This window comes from Streptomyces sp. bgisy159, assembly GCF_965341775.1.
Classification (GTDB): Bacteria; Actinomycetota; Actinomycetes; order Streptomycetales; family Streptomycetaceae; genus Streptomyces.
Genome location: NZ_CBDQZH010000031.1, coordinates 17,429 through 38,652 on the forward strand (window position 1 = coordinate 17,429; position 21,224 = coordinate 38,652).

Annotated in this window: 20 protein-coding genes; 10 read left to right on the top strand and 10 right to left on the bottom strand. The window is 72.4% G+C overall.

Going from position 1 to position 21,224, the window contains the following annotated elements; genetic code table 11:
• The first annotated feature begins 56 nt into the window (after nucleotides 1-56).
• The 3 genes from ACSLTV_RS25650 to ACSLTV_RS25660 all read left to right on the top strand — a co-directional run bounded on the left by ACSLTV_RS25650 (nucleotide 57) and on the right by ACSLTV_RS25660 (nucleotide 1,422).
• Nucleotides 57-437 (top strand): helix-turn-helix domain-containing protein, encoded by a 381-nt coding sequence (locus ACSLTV_RS25650; protein ID WP_062700236.1) that lies wholly within the window; start codon nucleotides 57-59, stop codon nucleotides 435-437.
• A gap of 184 nt (nucleotides 438-621) precedes the next feature.
• Nucleotides 622-1,092 carry a Dps family protein gene (locus ACSLTV_RS25655; RefSeq protein ID WP_432136253.1) on the top strand — a complete coding sequence of 157 codons (471 nt, stop codon included), beginning with the start codon at nucleotides 622-624 and terminating at the stop codon, nucleotides 1,090-1,092.
• Nucleotides 1,093-1,140: 48 nt separating this feature from the next.
• On the top strand, nucleotides 1,141-1,422 hold the full coding sequence (locus ACSLTV_RS25660; RefSeq protein WP_432136254.1) for a hypothetical protein: 282 nt from the start codon (nucleotides 1,141-1,143) through the stop codon (nucleotides 1,420-1,422).
• Here ACSLTV_RS25660 and ACSLTV_RS25665 read toward each other — a convergent pair.
• Genes ACSLTV_RS25665 through ACSLTV_RS25675 form a run of 3 tightly spaced genes read right to left on the bottom strand, consistent with a single transcriptional unit; the run spans nucleotide 1,370 to nucleotide 8,049 of the window.
• Complete coding sequence (locus ACSLTV_RS25665; RefSeq protein WP_435612971.1) at nucleotides 1,370-2,134, bottom strand: SDR family NAD(P)-dependent oxidoreductase; 765 nt, start codon at nucleotides 2,132-2,134, stop codon at nucleotides 1,370-1,372. The genes ACSLTV_RS25660 and ACSLTV_RS25665 overlap by 53 nt on opposite strands.
• Before the next feature lie 32 nt (nucleotides 2,135-2,166).
• Nucleotides 2,167-3,000 (bottom strand): Fpg/Nei family DNA glycosylase, encoded by an 834-nt coding sequence (locus ACSLTV_RS25670; protein WP_432136256.1) that lies wholly within the window; start codon nucleotides 2,998-3,000, stop codon nucleotides 2,167-2,169.
• A 60-nt stretch (nucleotides 3,001-3,060) separates the two neighbouring features.
• On the bottom strand, nucleotides 3,061-8,049 hold the full coding sequence (locus tag ACSLTV_RS25675) for an ATP-dependent helicase (protein WP_435612972.1): 4,989 nt from the start codon (nucleotides 8,047-8,049) through the stop codon (nucleotides 3,061-3,063).
• Nucleotides 8,050-8,352: 303 nt separating this feature from the next.
• Between ACSLTV_RS25675 and ACSLTV_RS25680 the strand changes: the two genes are divergently transcribed.
• The 3 genes from ACSLTV_RS25680 to ACSLTV_RS25690 are packed head-to-tail and all read left to right on the top strand — an operon-like array spanning nucleotide 8,353 to nucleotide 10,267.
• The gene (locus ACSLTV_RS25680) at nucleotides 8,353-9,246 is read left to right on the top strand and encodes an AraC family transcriptional regulator (protein ID WP_432136258.1); all 894 of its coding nucleotides are present in this window, start codon (nucleotides 8,353-8,355) and stop codon (nucleotides 9,244-9,246) included.
• Nucleotides 9,216-9,959, top strand: coding sequence for an AzlC family ABC transporter permease (locus ACSLTV_RS25685; protein WP_432136259.1), 744 nt, complete (start codon nucleotides 9,216-9,218; stop codon nucleotides 9,957-9,959). Before ACSLTV_RS25680 ends, ACSLTV_RS25685 begins: the two co-directional genes overlap by 31 nt.
• Nucleotides 9,956-10,267 carry an AzlD domain-containing protein gene (locus tag ACSLTV_RS25690; protein WP_432136260.1) on the top strand — a complete coding sequence of 104 codons (312 nt, stop codon included), beginning with the start codon at nucleotides 9,956-9,958 and terminating at the stop codon, nucleotides 10,265-10,267. Before ACSLTV_RS25685 ends, ACSLTV_RS25690 begins: the two co-directional genes overlap by 4 nt.
• A 359-nt stretch (nucleotides 10,268-10,626) precedes the next feature.
• Here ACSLTV_RS25690 and ACSLTV_RS25695 read toward each other — a convergent pair whose 3' ends face one another.
• Nucleotides 10,627-11,571, bottom strand: coding sequence for a hypothetical protein (locus ACSLTV_RS25695; RefSeq protein ID WP_432136261.1), 945 nt, complete (start codon nucleotides 11,569-11,571; stop codon nucleotides 10,627-10,629).
• 79 nt (nucleotides 11,572-11,650) lie between these two features.
• Between ACSLTV_RS25695 and ACSLTV_RS25700 the strand changes: the two genes are divergently transcribed.
• Together ACSLTV_RS25700 and ACSLTV_RS25705 are read left to right on the top strand one after the other, a co-directional pair.
• Complete coding sequence (locus ACSLTV_RS25700; protein WP_432136262.1) at nucleotides 11,651-11,845, top strand: DUF3046 domain-containing protein; 195 nt, start codon at nucleotides 11,651-11,653, stop codon at nucleotides 11,843-11,845.
• Between the two features lie 60 nt (nucleotides 11,846-11,905).
• Nucleotides 11,906-13,168, top strand: a complete 1,263-nt coding sequence (locus tag ACSLTV_RS25705; protein WP_432136263.1) for an AI-2E family transporter — start codon at nucleotides 11,906-11,908, stop codon at nucleotides 13,166-13,168.
• Between the two features lie 72 nt (nucleotides 13,169-13,240).
• On the opposite strand, the gene ACSLTV_RS25710 is transcribed toward ACSLTV_RS25705, so the two are convergent.
• Nucleotides 13,241-13,441 (bottom strand): DUF2191 domain-containing protein, encoded by a 201-nt coding sequence (locus ACSLTV_RS25710; RefSeq protein ID WP_432136264.1) that lies wholly within the window; start codon nucleotides 13,439-13,441, stop codon nucleotides 13,241-13,243.
• Nucleotides 13,442-13,756: 315 nt separating this feature from the next.
• Between ACSLTV_RS25710 and recA the strand changes: the two genes are divergently transcribed.
• Nucleotides 13,757-14,887: a recombinase RecA gene (gene recA, locus ACSLTV_RS25715; protein ID WP_432158103.1), complete on the top strand. Its 1,131-nt coding sequence runs from the start codon at nucleotides 13,757-13,759 to the stop codon at nucleotides 14,885-14,887.
• 38 nt (nucleotides 14,888-14,925) lie between these two features.
• Nucleotides 14,926-15,633, top strand: a complete 708-nt coding sequence (recX, locus tag ACSLTV_RS25720; RefSeq protein ID WP_432136266.1) for a recombination regulator RecX — start codon at nucleotides 14,926-14,928, stop codon at nucleotides 15,631-15,633.
• Nucleotides 15,634-15,848: 215 nt separating this feature from the next.
• Here the strand turns inward: recX and ACSLTV_RS25725 are convergent, their stop codons facing one another.
• From ACSLTV_RS25725 to ACSLTV_RS25745, 5 genes are all read right to left on the bottom strand, one after another.
• Nucleotides 15,849-17,474 (bottom strand): FAD-dependent monooxygenase, encoded by a 1,626-nt coding sequence (locus ACSLTV_RS25725; RefSeq protein WP_432136267.1) that lies wholly within the window; start codon nucleotides 17,472-17,474, stop codon nucleotides 15,849-15,851.
• A gap of 175 nt (nucleotides 17,475-17,649) precedes the next feature.
• Nucleotides 17,650-18,552 (bottom strand): amino acid ABC transporter permease, encoded by a 903-nt coding sequence (locus tag ACSLTV_RS25730; protein ID WP_432136268.1) that lies wholly within the window; start codon nucleotides 18,550-18,552, stop codon nucleotides 17,650-17,652.
• The gene (locus tag ACSLTV_RS25735) at nucleotides 18,549-19,214 is read right to left on the bottom strand and encodes an amino acid ABC transporter permease (RefSeq protein WP_432158102.1); all 666 of its coding nucleotides are present in this window, start codon (nucleotides 19,212-19,214) and stop codon (nucleotides 18,549-18,551) included. The genes ACSLTV_RS25730 and ACSLTV_RS25735 overlap by 4 nt, the downstream gene beginning before the upstream one ends.
• A 129-nt stretch (nucleotides 19,215-19,343) precedes the next feature.
• Nucleotides 19,344-20,186: a glutamate ABC transporter substrate-binding protein gene (locus tag ACSLTV_RS25740; protein WP_435612973.1), complete on the bottom strand. Its 843-nt coding sequence runs from the start codon at nucleotides 20,184-20,186 to the stop codon at nucleotides 19,344-19,346.
• Between the two features lie 71 nt (nucleotides 20,187-20,257).
• The gene (locus ACSLTV_RS25745; RefSeq protein WP_432158101.1) at nucleotides 20,258-21,034 is read right to left on the bottom strand and encodes an amino acid ABC transporter ATP-binding protein; all 777 of its coding nucleotides are present in this window, start codon (nucleotides 21,032-21,034) and stop codon (nucleotides 20,258-20,260) included.
• Nucleotides 21,035-21,224 lie beyond the last annotated feature (190 nt).

The window sequence follows — 21,224 nt, forward strand, 5'->3', positions numbered from 1 at the left end:
GGCGGTACGGTGGGGCGTGAAGGATGCGGTTACGCGGTCCGAGGAGGGAGCCACCGATGATTCTGCTCCGTCGCCTGCTTGGTGACGTGCTGCGTCGGCAGCGCCAGCGCCAGGGCCGTACTCTGCGCGAAGTCTCCTCGTCCGCCCGAGTCTCGCTCGGCTATCTCTCCGAGGTGGAGCGGGGGCAGAAGGAGGCTTCCTCCGAACTGCTCTCCGCCATCTGCGACGCGCTGGACGTACGGATGTCCGAGCTCATGCGGGAAGTGAGCGACGAACTCGCCCTCGCCGAGCTGGCCCAGTCTGCTGCGGCCACCCCCAGCGAGCCTGTGCCCACATCGGTCCGTCCGATGCTGGGTTCCGTGTCGGTGACCGGCGTGCCGCCGGAACGGGTGACCATCAAGGCGCCCAGCGAAGCGGTGGACGTGGTCGCCGCGTGAGCGTCTGAACCGACGCGGACAGGCGTCAGGCCCCGGCCGGGGCCGCTCCGGGACCATCCGGAGCGGTGTGGCCGGGGTTTTCTCGTGCCTGGGGGAGGCGTGCGGTCGGTGTGCGTTTGCCGGGCTGTGTCGGGCAGGCCATCGTGGAGGGGCACAGCGAGGGGCCATGACCCGGAGGTACTGCATGAACGTCGTGAAGAGCCCGCTGGCCGAAGCCGACCTGAAGACCGTGGGGGAGGCCCTGCAAGGAGCGCTGGTCGATCTGGTGGACCTCTCGCTCGTGGCGAAGCAGGTGCACTGGAACGTCGTCGGGCCGCGGTTCCGGTCCGTCCACCTTCAGCTCGACGAGGTCGTTGCCAGCGCGCGCACGCACTCCGACACGGTGGCGGAGCGGGCGTCCGCGCTGGGCGTGTCTCCGGACGGACGGGCGACGACGGTGGCGGCCGGGAGCGGGATCGGCACGGCGCCCCAGGGCTGGGTCAAGGACTCGGACGCGGTGGCCGTGCTGGTCGCGGCGCTGGGTGCGGTGATCACTCGTATGAGGGAACGCGTGTCGGCGACGGCGGACGCCGATCCCGTGAGCCAGGACCTTCTGATCGGGATCACCGCGGACCTGGAGAAGCACCACTGGATGTTCCAGGCCGAGAGCGCGTGACGGGGAACCGGTGGGACCACGTCCCGGGGGAGGACTGAGGGCGGCCGCGTGGCGGGGCGAATAGGGCGGCGGGCGGGTGCCGTGGGGCTCGGCGCGCTGTGGTGGTGGGCCGTGGCCCGGCTCGCGGTGGCACCCGGCTCCGGCGTTCTGGAAGGCGCGGTCGTGGCCGGCGGCTGGGGGCTGAGCCTGCTGCCGGTGCACTGTGTGCCGAAGGCGCGGGCCGCGGGCGCGCGCTCGCCAGGGCGGAGCCGGGCGGCGTGGGCCGCCGGCCCACCGGTCACCAGGGCATCGCGACGCCGCCGTTCGGGCGGAGGATCTGCCCCGTCGTGAACGCCGAGGCGTCCGAGGCCAGGTACAGCACGGCATGGGCGACGTCCTCAGGGGTGCCGACGCGGCCCAGCGGGGACAGGCGGGCCATGGCCGTCTCGGTACGGGACCGGGCTTCCGGGTCGTGGCGGTCGGTCATCGGGGTGCGGATCCAGCCCGGGGCCACCGCGTTGACCCGGATGCCGTGTCGGCCGGTCTCGGCCGCCAGGGTCTTCGTCAGCTGCACGACGGCCGCCTTGGCCGCCGAGTAGCACAGGAGGCCCGGGCCGCCGGTGTCGACGGCGCCGGAGGCCATCGTGACGATGCTGCCGCGCGTGCCGCACGCGATCATCAGCCGCGCCGCCTCCTGGCAGGCGTACAGCACCCCCTTGAAGTTGACGCCCAGGACACGGTCGAGGTCCTCGTCCGTGGTCTCCAGAACCGTGCCGCTGTGCATGATCCCGGCCACCGCCGCCAGGATGTGCAGTTCACCGCAGGCCTCGACGGCCCGGCGCAGAGCGGGCCGGTCGGTGACGTCGACCCGGTGGCTGTGGGCGACGCCGCCGTGCGTCTCGATCAGGGCGGCCGTCTCGTGCAGGCCCCGGGTGTCACGGTCCGCGCCGTGCACGGTGGCGCCCGCCTCGGCGAGCAGTACGGCGCAGGCGCGGCCGATGCCGCTCGCGGCGCCGGTGACGAACGCGGCGCGTCCGGTGAGGTCGTACGCCTTCACGGCCATGAGGCGACCGTACGAGCAGATCTGACGGTCCGTCAATCAGATGTGCGGCGGCGCGGGCGCGGGGCGCTCCGGTCGGGGGCCGGGCCCGGCTGGCAGGACGGGCACCAGTACGTCGGACGTTCCCGGGAGCCGTCGCCCTGCTCGGCCACACGGACGGGGGTGCCGCAGCGCAGGCAGGGGCGCGGTGCCCGGCCGTAGACGAAGAGGTCCTGACCGCGGCGGCCGGTGGTGTTACGGACCGGGCGGTCGCGGTTGACCTCCAGGAGGCGCTGGGCGAGCGCGGGCAGCTTCCCGGCACGGTCGGCGGGCAGGGCCCCGACGGGCAGCCAGGGAGTGACGCCCAGCAGGAAGCAGAGTTCGCTCTTGTAGACGTTGCCGATGCCGGCGAGATTGCGCTGGTCGAGAAGGGCCTCACCGAGGGGGCGGCCGGGATCGCTGAGCAGATTGGTCAGGGCGCGCTCCGGGTCCCAGTCCGGGCCCAGCAGGTCGGGCCCGAGGTGGCCGACGGTCCGGCTCTCGTCAGCGGTGCGCAGGAGGTCGAGGACGGGGAGGCGGTAGCCGACCGCCGTGCGGTCGGCCGTGCCGAGGATCGCGCGGATCTGGTGGCCGGGGCCGCCGCTCCAGCGCTGGCCGTGTGCGAACACCTTCCACGCGCCGTCCATCTTCAGGTGCGAGTGCAGGGTGAGGCCGCCTTCGACGCGGGTCAGCAGGTGCTTGCCGCGCGCGGCGACCTCCAGGACGGTACGGCCGGTGAGGTCCACGGTGGCGTACCGGGGGACCCGCAGGTCGGTGCGCGTCAGCACCTTGCCGCCGAGCGCGGTGTCCAGCCGCCGCGCGGCCTGCCAGACCGTGTCACCTTCGGGCATGGGTCAAGGGTGGCACGGGGACCGTGGGGGAGCGGCCGGGCACGCGCGCGGGGAGGGCGCTCATGCGCGCAGTCTCAGGCCGCGCGGGGTGGCGATGAACCCCGATCCTTCGAGGAGGGCGCCGACCGGGGAGGTCAGGGCCGAGGCGCCGTTGACCCGCTCCACCGTGACCGTGCCGAGGGAGCCGGCGCGGGCCGCAGCGGCGAGGGCCTCGGCGGCTGCGCGCAGCCGCGGGTCGTCGGCGGGCGCGGTCGCGTCCCCGGGGTGGGCGGGCCAGGCGAGCAGGGTCTTGCCGCCGCGCTCCATGTACAGCGTCAGCTCGCCGTCGACGAGGACCACCAGGGAACCCGCCTTGCGCCCCGGCTTGTGGCCGGCACCCGTCGGGGGTTCGGGCCAGGGCAGCGCGGAGCCGTACGCGTTCGCTGGGTCGGCCGCCGCCAGGACGACGGCTCCGGAGGGAGCGGGGGAGTCCTGACGGCCCCGGTGTGGATACGCCGAGGCATACGGGGACGAGGCGCCGCCGCGCGGACCGCCGGCGCCGGGGGCCGCCAGGTCGCGCGGGGAGACGTGGTCACCCGGTGCGGCCGGGAGATCGGCGAAGCCCGGTCGGCGGCCGGAGGGGTGGGAGGCGTCGAGATCGTGGAAGCCGTCGAGTGTCTCGTACGGCGCCGGCGAGCCGAAGCCGGGGGTGTCGTGGAAGGGGAGCGTGCCCGGCGACCCGGTGACCGTGGGCGCGTACGGTTCCGTGCCACCGGTGCCGGTGCCGGACGAGCCCGGGACTGGACGGCCGTCGCCTCGCTCGCGGGCGTTGGCCACCGCGCGCAGGCGGTCGACGGCACCGTCCATGGCGAACTGGGCGGCGCCGAGGCCCTCCACCACGTAGCCGCGTCGGGCCTGGCCGGTCTCCTCGAAGGCGGACAGCACGCGGTACGTCGCCGAGAAGCCGCCCTCGACGCCTTCGGCGGCGACCGCGCCCCGGGTCACCACGCCGTGCCGGTCGAGGAGGGCGCGTGCCAGGGCGTGGGCGCGGACGGTGGGGTCCGGCTCCTGGGCCGGAAGGAGCGACCAGCGGCCGGCGACGGTCGGCGGGCCGCTGCGGGAGACCGGGCGGGCGGCGGCCGTCAGCGAGCCGTAGCGGCCGCGCGGGGCCGCCCGCTTGGCCCGGTGGGCCGTCGCGCCCGCTGTCCGGCCGGAGCCGAGCAGGGAGCGCATGGGGGCGAGCGTGTCGTTGGTGAGCCGGCCCGACCAGGCGAGGTCCCAGACGGCGTCGGCCAGTTGGGGGTCGGTGACGTCGGGGTGCCCGGTGGCCCGGACCTGGTCGGCGATCTGGCGGAAGAACAGGCCGTAGCCGCCGGAGAGGGCGTCCAGGACGGACTGGTGCAGCGCGGTCGGTTCCAGAGGGTGCGGTGGCGGCAGCAGGAGCGGCGCCGCGTCCGCCAGGTAGAGCGAGACCCAGCCGTCCTTGCCGGGCAGGGCACCCGCTCCGGCCCAGACGACCTCCCCGGCGGCGGTGAGCTCGTCGAGCAGCGCCGGGGTGTAGCCGGTGACCCGGGAGGGGAGGACCAGCTTCTCCAGGGCCGAGGCGGGCACCGAGGCGCCCTGGAGCTGCTCGACGGCCCGCACCAGCCCGTCGGCGCCGCGCAGGGCGTGGCCCTTGCCGATGTGCTGCCACTGCGGCAGGAACTGGGCGAGGGCGGCCGGTGGTACCGGCTCCAGCTCATGGCGGAGCGCGGCCAGGGAGCGGCGGCGCAGACGGCGCAGCACGGCCGCGTCGCACCACTCCTGGCCGATGCCGGCCGGATGGAACTCGCCCTGGACGATCCGGCCGCTCGCCGCGAGTCGCTGCAGCGCCCCCTCGGTGACCGCGACGCCCAGACCGAAGCGGGCGGCGGCGGTGGCCGAGGTGAACGGGCCGTGGGTGCGGGCATAGCGCGCGAGGAGGTCACCGAGGGGGTCCTTCACCGGCTCGGTGAAGGCCTCGGGGACACCCACCGGCAGGGCGGTGCCCAGAGCGTCGCGCAGCCGGCCCGCGTCCTCGATCGCCGCCCAGTGGTCGGCCCCCGCGACGCGCACCCGGATGACGCGACGTGCGGCCGCCAGCTCCTGCGCCCACGGGGCCTCGGCGCCCCGCTCGGCCAGTTCGGCGTCGGTGAGCGGACCGAGGAGACGCAGCAGGTCGGCGACGCTCTCGGCGTCCTTGGCACGGCGGTCCTCGGTGTGCCACTGCAGCTCGCGCTCCAGCTCCGCCAGCTCCTCCGCGTCGAGCAGCTCGCGCAGCTCGGCCTGGCCCAGCAGTTCGGCCAGCAGCCGGGAGTCCAGAGAGAGCGCGGCGGCACGGCGCTCGGCCAGCGGCGAGTCGCCCTCGTACAGGAACTGGGCGACGTAGCCGAACAGCAGGGAGCGCGCGAAGGGTGACGGCTCGGGGGTGGTGACCTCGACCAGGCGCACCTTGCGGGACTCCACGTCGCCCATCAGCTCGACCAGGCCGGGAACGTCGAAGACGTCCTGGAGACACTCGCGGACCGCCTCCAGGACGATCGGGAACGAGCCGAACTCGCTCGCCACCTGGAGCAGCTGGGCGGCGCGCTGGCGCTGCTGCCACAACGGGGTGCGCTTTCCGGGGTTGCGGCGCGGCAGCAGCAGCGCGCGGGCCGCGCACTCCCGGAAGCGGGAGGCGAACAGGGCCGAGCCGCCGACCTGGTCGGTGACGACCTGGTCGACCTCACCCTTGTCGAAGACGACATCCGCCGCACCGACCGGGGCCCCGTCGGCGTCGGCCGCCGCGTGGACCGGCGAGCCGGCCTTCGCCGGATCCTGGTCGAGGAAGTCCAGACCCATGAGATCGGCATCGGGCAGGCGCAGCACGATGCCGTCGTCGGCGTGCATGACCTGGGCGTCCATGCCGTACCGCTCGCTGAGGCGGGCACCGAGGGCGAGCGCCCAGGGAGCGTGCACCTGGGCGCCGAACGGGGAGTGGACGACGACCCGCCAGTCGCCCAGCTCGTCGCGGAAGCGCTCCACGACGATCGTGCGGTCGTCCGGGACGTGGCCGCACGCCTCGCGCTGTTCACGGAGGTAGGAGAGCACGTTGTCGGCGGCCCACGCGTCCAGTCCCGCGGTGAGCAGGCGCAGCCGGGCGTCTTCCTCGGACAGGGAGCCGACCTCGCGCAGGAACGCCCCCACCGCCCGGCCCAGCTCCAGCGGGCGGCCCAGCTGGTCGCCTTTCCAGAAGGGCAGCCGTCCCGGAACCCCGGGCGCCGGGGACACCAGGACGCGGTCGCGAGTGATGTCCTCGATGCGCCAGGAACTGGTGCCGAGGGTGAAGACGTCGCCCACGCGGGACTCGTAGACCATCTCCTCGTCCAGCTCACCGACCCGGCCGCCGCCCTTCTTCGGGTCCGCCCCGGCCAGGAACACGCCGAACAGCCCGCGGTCGGGGATGGTGCCGCCGGAGGTGACGGCCAGGCGCTGGGCGCCGGGGCGTCCGGTGACCGTGCCGGTGACGCGGTCCCACACCACGCGCGGGCGCAGTTCGGCGAAGGCGTCCGAGGGGTAACGGCCGGCCAGCATGTCCAGGGTCGCCGTGAACGCGGACTCCGGCAGTGAGGCGAAGGGGGCGGCGCGGCGGACCGTGGCCAGCAGGTCGTCGAACTGCCAGGCGTCCATCGCCGTCATCGCCACCAGCTGCTGGGCCAGGACGTCCAACGGGTTGGCGGGAACCCGGAGGGACTCGATGGCCCCCTGCCGCATCCGCTCGGTGACCACGGCGGCCTGCACCAGGTCACCCCGGTACTTGGGGAACACCACACCGGTGGACACCGCGCCCACCTGGTGGCCCGCGCGGCCGACGCGCTGCAGACCGGAGGCGACCGAGGGCGGGGACTCCACCTGGACGACGAGGTCCACGGCGCCCATGTCGATGCCCAGCTCCAGACTGGAGGTGGCGACCACGGCGGGCAGGCGGCCCGCCTTCAGGTCCTCCTCCACCAGGGCCCGCTGCTCCTTGGAGACCGAGCCGTGGTGGGCGCGCGCGATGACCGGCGGAGCGCCCTGGGCGGCGCCCGAGCCGCCCATCAGCTGGGCGGGTGTGTGATGTTCCTCCAGCGTCTCGCCGGTCGCCCGCTCGTAGGCGATCTCGTTGAGCCGGTTGCACAGGCGCTCGGCCAGGCGGCGCGAGTTGGCGAAGACGATCGTGGAGCGGTGCGCCTGGACCAGATCGGTGATCCGCTCCTCCACGTGCGGCCAGATCGACGGGCGCTCGGCGCCCTGTGAGCCGTCGGCGACCGGTGAGCCGCCCAGTTCGCCCAGGTCCTCGACCGGCACGACGACCGAGAGGTCGAACTCCTTGCCCGACACCGGCTGGACGATCTCCACCTTGCGGCGGGGGGACAGATAGCGGGCGACCTCGTCGACCGGGCGGACGGTCGCCGACAGCCCGACACGGCGGGCCGGTTTCGGGAGCAGCTCGTCCAGCCGCTCCAGGGACAGTGCGAGGTGCGCGCCGCGCTTGGTGCCAGCGACCGCGTGCACCTCGTCCAGGATCACCGTCTCCACGCCGGTCAGCGCGTCCCGCGTGGCCGACGTGAGCATCAGGAACAGGGACTCCGGCGTGGTGATCAGGATGTCCGGCGGGCGTGTCGACAGTGCTCGGCGCTCGGCGGCCGGGGTGTCGCCGGAGCGGATGCCCACCTTCACCTCGGGCTCGGGCAGGCCCAGGCGGACCGACTCCTGGCGGATGCCGGTCAGCGGACTGCGCAGATTGCGCTCCACGTCCACCGCGAGGGCCTTGAGCGGGGACACGTAGAGCACTCTGCAGCGTTTCCTCGGGTCGGCCGGCGGGGGCGCCGACGCCAGCTGGTCGAGCGCGGCGAGGAAGGCGGCCAGGGTCTTTCCGGAGCCGGTCGGGGCCACCACGAGCACGTCCGAGCCTTCCCGGATGGCCTGCCACGCGCCGGCCTGGGCCGCCGTGGGCGCGGAGAACGCCCCCGTGAACCAGCCGCGGGTCGCGGGGGAGAAGCCGTCCAGGGCTCGGTGTGCGGAGCTGACCATGCGTCCATCCTGCACCCGGCCACTGACAACGGCCCGGGCCTGCGGGGACGCGGGGGGTGTGAGGGGCGTGGGAGCCGTGCCCCGGACGGGGCGTCGGGTCGGGCGGGGGACTGCGATTCCGGGTTGTCGGGCGGGCTGCGGAGCCCGGGGCCGGGCCCTCGGCGGCGGGTCGCGTGCGCCGGTCGGTGGGGGACGTGCCGGCCTCTCGGTGGTGATGTGCCGGCCCGTCGGCGGGGGCGTGCGGTCCGGTCGGTAGGGATGTGCGGTCCGGGTCGGCAGGGAGGAGTGGCGGAGAATGGGGGCATGGCAGGTACGGGGGAGAGGGCACGGCACTGGCGGTACGCGGAGCTGCCGGGCGTCGACCTGCTGCGTGCCCGCTACGTCCACAAGACGTTCGTGCGCCACACCCACGAGCAGTTCGTGATCGCCGCCATCGCCGAGGGCGTGGAGGTCTTCCGTCATCGCGGCGCGGACCAGTACGTCCCGGCCGGCGCCCTCGCCCTCGTCAATCCGGACACCCCCCACACCGGACGGGCCGGCGTGCCCGAGGGCTGGCGGTACGGCGCGGTCTACCCCTCGCCGGAGGTCGTGACCGCCATCGCGGCCGAGACGACGACACTGCGCGGCACCCCCGGATTCATCAGCCCGGTCCTCGACGACCCGTACGCCGCGACACTGGTGCACCGCGTACTGCGGGCCGCCGACGAAGGCAACGCCCTGGCCGCCGACACGCTGCTGCGGGTCGCCGTGACCCGGCTGCTGCGGCTGAACGGAGGTCCGCTGCCCTCCCGGACGGTACGAACCGCGGGAGCGCGGATCGCCGCACGCGCGCGTGCGGAACTGGAGGACCGGATGGCCGACCCACCCACCCTGGAACGACTCGCCGCCGACCTCGGCACCAGCCCGTTCGCGCTCCTGCGCGCCTTCCGGGACGCCTACGGCATGCCACCCCACACCTGGCTCACCGACGCCCGGGTGCGCCGTGCGCGCCTGCTGCTGGACACCGGGACAACGCCCGCCGAGGCCGCCGTCACCGTCGGCTTCACCGACCAGCCGCACCTCAACCGCCACTTCGCCCGGATCGTGGGCGTCCCGCCGGGCGCCTACCAGCGGGAGCGCAAGAACGTACAAGACGCTCCGTCCCGGCCGCGCCTATCGTCCGACGGGTGGCAGAACAGACACTACGAGCAGACATAGGCGCCGACGGCGCCGCGAGGCCGGACGGCGCCGTCGTCCGGGACGCACTGGGAGTCGGTATCGCCGTGGGGCTGTCCGGGTTCGCCTTCGGCGTGACCTCGGCCGGCAGCGGACTGTCCGTGTGGCAGACCTGTGCGCTCAGCCTCCTGGTGTTCACCGGTGCCTCCCAGTTCGCGCTCGTGGGAGCGCTGGCGGCGGGCGGCAATCCGTTCACCGCGGCAGCGGGCGCCTTCTTCCTCGGGGTGCGCAACGCCTTCTACGGACTGCGCCTGTCCCAGTTGCTCGCACTCCCGCGCGCGGTACGCCCGTTCGCCGCCCAGTGGGTCATCGACGAGACGACGGCCGTCTCCCTGGCGCAGCGTGACCGGCGTGGCGCCCGGATCGGCTTCGCCGTGACCGGGCTCAGCCTGTACGCCTTGTGGAACCTCACCACGCTGCTGGGCGCTCTGGGCGCCGAGGCCATCGGGGACACCGCCGCCTGGGGGCTGGACGCGGCCGGACCCGCCGTCTTCCTGGCGTTGCTGGCACCCATGCTGACGACCACCACCGAGCGGGCCGTCGCGGCCCTCGCGGTGCTGCTCGGGCTGGGGCTGCTGCCGGTACTGCCGGCCGGGGTACCCGTGCTGGTCGCCGCGCTGGCGGCACCGGTCGTGCTGTGGGCGCAGGGGCGGCGCCGGGCCACCCGCGACGGTGCGCGGGGAGGTCGGCCGTGAACGTCTGGACAGCGATCGGCGTGACCGCCCTCGGTTGCTACGCCGTCAAGCTCGCCGGACTGCTCGTTCCGGCGGGGGTGCTCGAACGACCCGGGGTGAGGAGGCTCTCGGCCCTGTTGCCCGTCGCCCTTCTGGCCGCGCTCACCGCGCAGCAGACGTTCACCGACGGGCACGCGCTCGTGGTGGACGCGCGGTCGGCCGGGCTCGTGGCGGCGGCCGTGGCACTTCTGCTGCGGGCGCCGTTCCTGCTGATCGTCGCCGCGGCCGTGGTGGTGACGGCGGGGGTGCGTGCCCTGGGCGGCGGCTGACGGCGCCGAACCCGGCGCGCGTGTCCGCAGCCGACGGGGGCCCAGTCGGCTGCGGCGCGGCCCCCTTCGGCGTATGCGGGTGCCTGGACCTGGACCTGGACCTGGAACGGCGCTGTCGGTCGAGCATGGCCTGCGGCCTGCGGCCTGCGGCCTGCGGCCCGCGCGACCGCAGCCCCGGCCCCGGCCGCCCGTACGCGTCCGTCACCCGTCCGTCACCCGTCCGTCGGCCCCTGACGGCTGACTGCGCACCGCTCGTGCTCCGGCGCACGCGCGTGTGCCTGCTCGGCAGCCACCAGGGCGAGCCCTTCGCCAGCCGAACGGCCCCGTGAGGCCGTTCGGCGGCGGGTCGGGCAGGTCGGTCAGCCGATGACCCGCCCGTGGGCCCGGAGGGTGCGCAGGGCCCTGATGGTCACGATGGGGCGTGCCTCCAGGACCGTGCCGGGCGCCCAGCGACGCCAGCGGACCGGCCAGCCGCCGTCCTCCTGCTGCTCGGCCGCCAGGAAGTCCAGCGAGCGGGCCATCTCGTCGTCGGTGAACCACGCGCGCGCGAGGGACCGCGGGGAGCGCGCGAAGTCGTGCGGGAAGTGGTGCTCCTCGGGGGCGTAGCCGGGCGCGACCGGGTGGTCCGCCAGGCGGTCCGGGTCGAGCACGGCGAGCCGTTGCTCGCGCACCAGACGGCCCAGGCGGTCGGCGGCGACCTCCGCGCGGGCCCGGTCGGGCACGGAGTCCAGGAAGGCCACGGCCGCCTCCACCTCGTACGGGTGGGACTTCTCCAGGGCCTCCACCGCCCGCCAGCAGAACTCGGTCGCCCGGAACAGCCAGGCGTGCCACACCTCGTTGCGGTGCAGCGTGCCCACCACCGGACCGGTGGCCAGCAGGTCGCCGGGCGGATCGTCCACGATCGGGAGGAAGGGCGCGGCGGGATAGCCGCGCTGGCCGGGGTGGATCGCCGGCAGGGCGCCCTCCGGAGTGGACACGGACGTCAGATAGCGGCACACCCGCTCCACGCGCTGTCCGCCGCACCGCCCGATGGAGTCCAGGACCTGCAGCGCGTGCGCGGTGTGGAGGGGCTGACTGACGGGGCCGCGCAGATCGGGTTCGAGCGCGTGACCGTACCCGCCGTCCTCGTTGCGGTAGGCGTCGAGGGCGGTGTCGACGGGATCGGCACCGCCGTTGAGGAAGAGATGGGCGAAGAGGCGTTGCTCCAGTACGCGCGCGGTGAGCCACACGAAATGCTCGGCGCGGAAGAGCGGGGAGTGCGCCGGGGGCGTCGGGGGGAGTGGGGATGCTCCGTTTTCGGCCATGGGTCAGACCGTAGGGTGCGGGGCGGCCCCGGCAGGCGGCCTGGGGCGGGGCCACCCCCGGGCGCGGGATACTGATGTCATGCGGTTGACGGTCTTCTGGCAACGGATGGCGGAGCACTTCGGTGCGGGATACGCCGACACCTTCGCGCGCGATCACGTGATGTCGCAGCTCGGTGAACGGACGGTGCACGAGGCGCTGGCGGCCGGCTGGGACGCGAAGGACGTGTGGCGCGTGGTCTGCACGGTGATGAACGTTCCGCAGGAGAAGCGTTGATCCGTAACGAAGATCGTACGTATGCGTCCGGTAGTCGGTGGCGTGGGCGAGACTTGGTCCGTGGCACCCACTGACGACATCGGTCGGATCGACCGGCCCGCCCCCTCTCCCGGCGCGCAGCCGTCCGCCCGGCCCGCGGCCGACGGCGGCACCCCGCCGAGTCGGCGCATGCCGCGCTGGCTGCCGCGGGCCATGGCACTGGGGCTCGCGTTCATCGGCGCGTTCCAGCTCGGGACCTGGGCTTTCCACCGGCTGACGGGTCTGCTGATCAACGTCCTCATCGCGTTCTTCCTGGCTCTCGCCATCGAGCCCGCGGTGAGCCGGATGGCCGCGCGCGGTATGCGCAGAGGGCTCGCCACGTTCCTGGTCTTCTTCGCCCTGCTGGTCGTGGTGGCCGGGTTCTTCACGCTGCTCGGCTCGATGCTGGCGGGGCAGATCATCAAGATGATCGAGGGGTTCCCGGCGTATCTGGACTCCGTCATCAACTGGATCAACACCACCTTCCACACCGAACTCAGACGCGTCGACATCCAGGAGGGCCTGCTCCGCTCGGACTGGCTGAAACGCTATGCGCGGAACAGCGCCGCCGGTGTCCTGGACGTCTCCGCGCAGGTCCTCGGCGGGCTCTTCCAACTGCTGACGGTCACGCTGTTCTCGTTCTACTTCGCCGCCGACGGGCCGCGGCTGCGGCGCGCGCTGTGCTCGGTGCTGCCGCCCGCGCGTCAGGCAGAGGTGCTGCGCGCCTGGGAGATCGCCGTCGACAAGACCGGCGGCTACCTGTACTCGCGCGGACTGATGGCGCTGATCTCGGGCATCGCGCACTACATACTGCTGCAGGCCCTGGAGATCCCGTACGCGCCGGTGCTCGGTGTGTGGGTCGGGGTGGTGTCGCAGTTCATCCCCACCATCGGGACCTATCTGGCGGGCGCCCTGCCGATGCTGATCGCCTTCACCGTCGACCCGTGGTACGCCCTGTGGGTGCTGGTCTTCGTCGTGGTCTACCAGCAGTTCGAGAACTACATGCTGCAGCCCAAGCTGACCTCGAAGACCGTCGACATCCACCCGGCCGTCGCCTTCGGTTCGGTGGTCGCCGGCACCGCCCTGCTCGGTGCGGTGGGTGCGCTGATCGCCATCCCGGCGGTCGCCACGCTCCAGGCGTTCCTCGGCGCCTACGTCAAGCGGTACGACGTCACCGACGACCCTCGTGTCCACGGCCACCGGGACCGTGGCCGACGGGTCGGCCGGGCGAACTCCCTGCAGCGCGCACGGCGTCTGTGGGCGGGTGCGAGAGCCGGGGCTCGGGCGACCGAGCCCGAGTCGTGAGCGTGTGCCCGCCGGGTCCGCGGTCGTCGGCGGCAGGCCCTCGACCCCGTCGACCCCGGGTGCGCGGCCGGCTCAGCCCTGCGTGTCCTGGGGCTTGACGTCGGCCTGACGCAGGGCCTGGTCCCGAAGCTCGGTGCGGGCCTCCGTGCGATGGCCTCGGGCGATGTAGTCCCGGACCACCAGCTCGATGGCGTCCTGGGGTGACCCCACCCCGGCGAGGACCATCACCTCCACCACCAGCTCGGCGTCGAGACTGATGCTGACCTTGGCCACGGTGCCCCCTGTGCGTCGCTTCGACTCCGGACTCTAGCCGCGTGGGGATCGACCGGCGTGGTTTCCGGGGATTTCCCGGCTCGGGGCGGACGCGGTCGTACGCTCGGAGTGCCGCGTGGTGCGCTTGACACGAAAATCGAACATCCATTCTCATGGGAGGTGCCGGCGAGATCCTCGGTGGTCTTTTCATCCCGTTTCGGGCGGAGATGCCACTGAGTTATCCACAGGCCGGACCAGCGTCAGGGCGCATTGTCAGTGGCAGGCGTTAGCGTCATTGACGTGAAGCGATCGACTACAGCAAACCGGGTGGAACCCATGGCAGGAACCGACCGCGAGAAGGCCCTGGATGCCGCTCTCGCACAGATTGAACGGCAATTCGGCAAGGGCGCGGTCATGCGCATGGGCGAGCGGTCGAAGGAGCCCATCGAGGTCATCCCGACCGGGTCGACCGCGCTCGACGTGGCGCTCGGCGTCGGCGGCCTGCCGCGCGGCCGTGTCGTGGAGATCTACGGACCAGAGTCTTCCGGTAAGACCACACTGACCCTGCACGCCGTGGCCAACGCCCAGAAGGCCGGCGGCCAGGTGGCCTTCGTGGACGCGGAGCACGCCCTCGACCCCGAGTACGCGAAGAAGCTCGGCGTCGACATCGACAACCTGATCCTCTCCCAGCCCGACAACGGCGAGCAGGCCCTGGAGATCGTGGACATGCTGGTCCGCTCCGGCGCCCTCGACCTCATCGTCATCGACTCCGTCGCCGCGCTCGTGCCGCGCGCGGAGATCGAGGGCGAGATGGGCGACAGCCACGTGGGTCTGCAGGCCCGTCTGATGAGCCAGGCCCTGCGGAAGATCACCAGCGCGCTCAACCAGTCCAAGACCACGGCGATCTTCATCAACCAGCTGCGCGAGAAGATCGGCGTGATGTTCGGCTCCCCGGAGACCACGACCGGTGGCCGGGCGCTGAAGTTCTACGCCTCGGTGCGCATCGACATCCGCCGCATCGAGACGCTGAAGGACGGCACGGAGGCGGTCGGCAACCGCACCCGCTGCAAGGTCGTCAAGAACAAGGTCGCGCCGCCCTTCAAGCAGGCCGAGTTCGACATCCTCTACGGCCAGGGCATCAGCCGCGAGGGCGGCCTGATCGACATGGGCGTGGAGCACGGCTTCGTCCGCAAGGCCGGTGCCTGGTACACGTACGAGGGCGACCAGCTCGGCCAGGGCAAGGAGAACGCCCGCAACTTCCTGAAGGACAACCCCGATCTCGCCAACGAGATCGAGAAGAAGATCAAGGAGAAGCTGGGCGTCGGCGTGCGTCCGCAGGAGCCCACCACGGAGCCCGGCGCGGATGCCGCCTCGTCCACGGGCGCCTCCGCGGACGAGGCCGCCAAGGCGGTGCCCACCCCCGCCGCCAAGGCCACCAAGACCAAGGCCGCGGCCGCCAAGGGCTGATCCGTACCGTGTCCGATGCGAAAGCGTGGCGAACCGACTTGTCCGAGCGCACTGTCCGCGACGGTCCGCAGAGGTGGGCGGGCAGCGAGACGGGCCCGGCGTGGACGGGCGACGACGCTCACGCGGGCACGCGTGACGGCGTGCCGCGTGGGCGGGCGGGCCGTCGCGGACGTCGCTCCGCGCGGCCACCCGCTGAAGGCGAAGGCACCTCCTCCTCGTCGAGGGCCGAGCAGGGGGAGTCTTCAGGGGACCCGGCTGAGCGGGCACGGGCGATCTGTCTGCGTCTGCTCACCGGGACCCCGCGCACGCGCAAGCAGCTCGCCGACGCCCTGCGCAAGCGGGAGATCCCGGACGAGGTGGCGGAGGAGGTGCTCGCGCGGTTCGAGGAGGTCGGCCTGATCGACGACAGTGCTTTCGCCGACGCGTGGGTGGAGTCCCGGCACCACGGTCGGGGCTTGGCGCGCCGCGCGCTCGCGCGGGAGCTGCGGACCAAGGGCGTCGACTCGACGCTGATCGACGAGGCCGTCTCCCAGCTGGACTCCGAGCAGGAGGAAGCGACCGCGCGTGAGCTCGTCGGCCGGAAGCTGCGCGCCACCCGCGGTCTCGACCGCGACAGACGGATCCGCCGCCTCGCCGGCATGCTCGCCCGCAAGGGCTATCCCGAGGGCATGGCCCTGCGGGTGGTCCGCCAGGCGCTGGAGGAGGAGGGCGAGGACACCGAGTTCCTCGACGGCGAGGAGTTCTGAGAGCGGCCCCCCGGCCCGGCCCACGATGTGACCGGCTCAGGGCAGGCGGAAGCGCGGGTGTGCCGACCGCGCCCGAGAAGCCGGCCCGGCCCCGGCGGAGCCACCTCCGCCACAGGGCGCGTTCCACGCCCGCACGAGACACCGTCGCGGCCCGTCGGTTCGGAACACCACCGGCCGGCCCCCGCCCGGTGCCGTCGAGATCCCCGGCCTCCCGGCTAAGGCGCCGCCGAACCCGCCCTCGCCCCGGCGCCGGCCTCCGCCTCGGTGCTCGCCGGTCCGCCCAGCACCGCCTCGGCCGCCGCGTACAGGTCGGTCGGGCGGACGCCGTTCAGCGCGGTGACCAGATGCCCGTCGGGGCGGACCAGCAGGACGGTGTGGGCGGCGGCCCCCGGGTAGCTCTCGGTGACCAGCAGCTCGGCCGGATGGGGCAGTGCGGCCACCGCGGCGGCGAGCCGGGGCATGAGCCCGGCCCCCATCCAGTGCCTGCGCTCCCACACGCCCGTGCCGGGGGCGACGAGTACGACGAGCAGGGCGCCCCGGCCCAGCCGTTCCCGCAGCCGGACGAACGTGCCGTCCTCCGCGGTCACCCGCACGTCCGTCACCGGAGCGCCGGGTGCCGTGCCGACCGGTACCTCGCCCTCCAGGACCCCGGGCGCCAGCGGGGAGCCCGCATAGGTGCCGGGCGCGCCCAGCGGGCCCCGGCCGAGATGACCGTCGGCCAGCAGCGCGTCGTGCCCCCGGCCGGCTCCGGGGACGTACGACCTTATGCCGCTGGTGCCGCGCAGTAGCGGCAGCACCTGGTCGGCGGCGCGCAGCCGGGCGGCGACGGATGCCCGCCGCTCCGTCTGATAGCTGTCCAGCAAAGACTCGTGCGGCCCGTGGTGCCAGGCCGCCGCCAGTTTCCAGGCGAGGTTGTCGGCGTCCCGCAGGCCCTCCTCCAGCCCCTGGGTGCCGAACGCGCCCATCAGATGGGCGGCGTCCCCGGCCAGGAACACCCGCCCGGCGCGCCAGCGGCGGGCCAGCCGGTGGTGCACGATGTGGACGCCGGTGTCCAGCAGCTCGTACGCCGGTGCCGGGCCGTCGCTCCAGCCGTCCAGCGTCTCGCGGATCCGGGCCAGCAGCAGCTCGGGCGTGACCAGGTCCTTGCCGGGCGGGAGCAGCCAGTCCAGGCGCCAGACGCCGTCCGGCAGCGGGCGGGCGGTCACCTCTCCGGCCGACGGTCCGGACGCCCGCCACGGCGGCGTCCGATGGAGCAACGCCCGCCCCTCCCAAGGGAGTTCCACCTGCAGGGCGGCCACGGCGTGTCGCTCCACCGCCGTGCGGCCGGGGAAGCGGATGTCCTGCAGCTTGCGGACCGTGGAGCGGGGGCCGTCGCAGCCGACCAGGTAGCCGCCGCGCCACCAGGTGCCCCCGGGGTCGCGGGTGTGGGCGGTGACACCGGACGGTTCCTGCTCGATGTCGTCCAGCCGGCTGTCCACGGCGACCTTGACGAGCCGCTCGCGGGCGACCGCGGCGCGCAGGGCGTCGGTGAGCACGTGCTGGGCGATGTGCAGCGGCGCGGGCCCGCCGTCGTCGTCGCCGAAGGCGACCTCGCGCGTCACCTGGCGCCGCCGCACGGACCGCCAGCCGGCCCAGTGGGTGCCCGCCGCGCCGAGCGAGGCCCCGGTGAGCCGCTCCAGGAGAGCGGTGGTGTCCTCGCGCAGCACGACGGTGCGGGCGAGGCGTGGTTCGTCCTTGCCCGGCCCCTCGTCCAGGACGACCGAGGGCACCTCCTGACGCGCCAGCGCCAGAGCGAGCGTCAGCCCCACGGGCCCCGCTCCGACGATGATCACCGGGTCCACGGCGCCGCGCCCCCTGCCCGTGACGATGCCCTCAGGGACGTAGGTGAACTACAGGCAGGAGCAGGGTGCACGATCACACAACGTATGCAACCCATTGGCGCTGTTTGCGTCAAGCGACGGGGGCAGTGGCGCGCGTGCCACTGCCCCCGTACAGCTCATGCCGTGTGACCGGACGTCAGGCGGAAGTACCCTTTCCGTGCGGAGCGCCGACCTCGGCGGCGTTCATCTCCTCCACGTCCTCGGCGCCGAGTACCGCGCCGGTGCCGCGCTTGCTGCGCCGCAGCCGGGCCTCCAGCCAGCCGGCGAAGCTGGTGAGGGCGAAGTTCAGCACGATGAAGAGGGCCGCGACCACGATGAAGCTGGGGATCACGTTGGCGTAGAACGCCGCGAGGGTGCCGCGCGAGTTGAGCAGCTCGTCGAAACCGATCATCACACCGCCCAGTGCGGTGTCCTTCACGATGACGACGAGCTGGCTGACGATGGCCGGCAGCATCGCGGTCACGGCCTGCGGCAGCAGGATGTTCTTCATCGTCTGGCCCTTGCGCAGACCGATGGCGTACGCGGCCTCCGTCTGCCCCTTGGGCAGGGACAGGATGCCGGCGCGGACGACCTCGGCGAGCACCGAGGCGTTGTAGAGGACCAGGCCGGTGACGACCGCGTAGAGCGGCCGGTCCTCGCTGCTGACGTTGGTGGAACGGGCGAAGAACTCGTTGGCGAACAGCATCAGCAGCAGCACCGGGATGGCCCGGAAGAACTCCACCACCGCACCGGACACGGTCCGCACCCAGCGATGGTCGGACAGCCGTGCGATGCCGAAGACCGCGCCCAGCGGCAGGGCGATCACCATGGCCAGCGCCGCCGCCTTCAGCGTGTTGGCGAGACCGGGCAGCAGGTAGGTGTCCCACGCCTCGGCCTTGATGAACGGCTCCCAGAGGGCGGAGGCGAACTGGTCCTCGTCGTCCATCGTCTTGTAGATCCACCAGGCCAGCGCGGCCAGCAGGGCGAAGAAGACGACCGAGAGGACCAGGTTGCGCCGCTTGGCGCGGGGCCCCGGCGTGTCGTAGAGGACCGAACTCATCGCTTCACCGCCAGTCGCTTGCTGAGCCAGCCGAAGAAGAGGCCCGTGGGGAGGGTCAGAACCACGAAACCGAAGGCGAACACCAGGCCGATGGGCACGGTCTGGGCCTCGTTCTCGATCATGGTCTTCATCAGCGCGGCGGCCTCCGCGACGCTGATGGCGGCCGCCACCGTGGTGTTCTTGGTGAGCGCGATCAGCACGTTGGCCAGCGGGCCGATCACCGAGCGGAACGCCTGCGGCAGGATGATCAGCGTCAGGGTCTGGGTGAAGGTCAGTCCGATGGCGCGAGCCGCTTCCGCCTGACCGAGCGGCACCGTGTTGATGCCGGACCGGATCGCCTCGCACACGAAGGCCGACGTGTAGGCGACCAGGCCGAGCACCGCGAGCCGGAAGCCCTGGTCCTCGAAGTTCGAGGTGCCCATGGTGACACCGAAGATGTCGGCGAGGCCGAGCGAGGTGAACAGGATGATGACCGTCAGCGGGATGTTCCGGACGAAGTTGACGTAGGCGGTGCCGAACCCGCGCATCAGCGGGACCGGACTGACCCGCATCGCGGCCAGCAGGGTGCCCCACACCAGGGAGCCCACGGCGGACAGCACGGTCAGCTGCACCGTTGTCCAGAACGCCCCTAGGACGTCGTAACCTTCAAGAAAGTCGAACACGATCTCCCGCGCTTCCGGGTGTGTGGCGTATGGGGAGGGAAAGGCGCGCCGCCGCCCTGATCGCGACGGACGGCGGCGTGCCGGTGGTGCCCCGTATGACTGGGCCGCTGACTGGGCCGCGGGTCCGGGTTACTTGACGATCTGGCCGATCTGCGGCGCCTTCTCGGGCGTGTAGTTCGCCGGGCCGAAGTTGTCGTCGACCGCCTTCTGCCAGGTGCCGTCGCTGACCATCTTCTCCAGCGCGGCGTTGATCTTGTTGACCAGCTCGGTGTCGCCCTTCTTGACGCCGATGCCGTAGTTCTCGTTGCTGAGCTTCAGACCGGCCAGCTTGAACTGGCCCTTGTACTGGTCCTGGGCGGCGTAGCCGGCGAGGATCGAGTCGTCCGTGGTGACCGCGTCCACGGAACCCCGCTGCAGACCCGCGATGCACTCCGAGTAGGAGCTGTAGTTCTTCAGGTTGGCCTTCGGGGCGATCTTGTCCTTGACGTTCTGCGCCGAGGTCGAGCCGGTCACCGAGCACAGGTTCTTGCCGTTGAGGTCGGTGCCCTGCGAGATGTTCGCGTCCTGCTTGACCAGCAGGTCCTGGTGGGCCAGCAGGTAGGGACCGGCGAAGTCCACCTCCTTCTGGCGCTTCTCGGTGATCGAGTAGGTGGCCGCGATGAACTTCACGTCCCCGCGCTTGAGGGCGTTCTCACGGTCGGCGCTCTTGGTCTCGACCCATTCGATCTGGTCCGGCTTGTAGCCCAGCTCCTTGGCGACGTAGGTCGCGACATCGACGTCGAAGCCCGAGTAGCCGCTCGGCGTCTTCAGACCCAGGCCGGGCTGGTCGAACTTGATGCCGACCTTGATCGTGCCGTTGCCGCCGGACGACCCGCTGCCCGAGTCGTCCTTGTCGTCGGAGCCGCAGGCGGTGGCGGCGAGGGAGAGAACGAGCACGGCAGCCGAAGCGGCGGTGACCTTGCGGAGCTTCATGGTGAACATCCTTCGGGTGGTGTCTGATGCGGGCCGTCGGTGCGGATGACGCGAGGCGTCATGGCGCTCCGTCAGTGGTGGAGGATCTTCGAGAGGAAGTCCTTCGCACGGTCGCTGCGCGGGTTGCTGAAGAACTGGTCCGGCGTAGCCTCTTCGACGATGCGGCCGTCCGCCATGAACACCACGCGGTTGGCGGCCGATCGCGCGAACCCCATCTCATGGGTGACCACGATCATGGTCATGCCGTCCCGGGCCAGCTGCTGCATGACCTCCAGCACCTCGTTGATCATCTCGGGGTCGAGGGCCGAGGTCGGCTCGTCGAAGAGCATGACCTTCGGGTCCATGGCCAGCGCCCGCGCGATCGCCACACGCTGCTGCTGGCCGCCCGAGAGCTGCGCCGGGTACTTGTCGGCCTGGGTACCCACGCCGACCCGGTCGAGGAGCGCACGCGCCTTCTCCTCGGCTTTCTTCTTGTCGCTCTTGCGGACCTTGATCTGGCCCAGCATCACGTTCTCGAGCACCGTCTTGTGCGCGAACAGGTTGAACGACTGGAACACCATGCCGACGTCGGCGCGCAGCCGGGCCAGCTCCCTGCCCTCCTGGGGCAGCGGCCGGCCGTCGATGGTGATCGTGCCCGAGTCGATCGTCTCCAGGCGGTTGATGGTGCGGCACAGGGTCGACTTGCCGGACCCGGACGGCCCGATGACGACGACGACTTCACCACGTGCGATCGTGAGGTCGATGTCCTGGAGAACGTGCAACGCGCCGAAGTGCTTGTTGACGCTCTTCAGGGCGACGAGATCGTCGGACGCGGCCATGTCTTCCTTGGCCACCGATACTTCTTTCATCGCTCTCGGGCTCCGTCCTCCTCGGGTTTCGGAGGACAGTAGTAACCACCCCCGACCAGCGTCATTACATCTGAGGGGAATCTGAGGGTCACGATCCGATAGCGATCGGACACGTGTCGTAGCACTTGTGACCTGCGCGCGTATCGGGCGGATAACGGAAGCGGTGCGCAACCGGAACCCTCTTGACGGC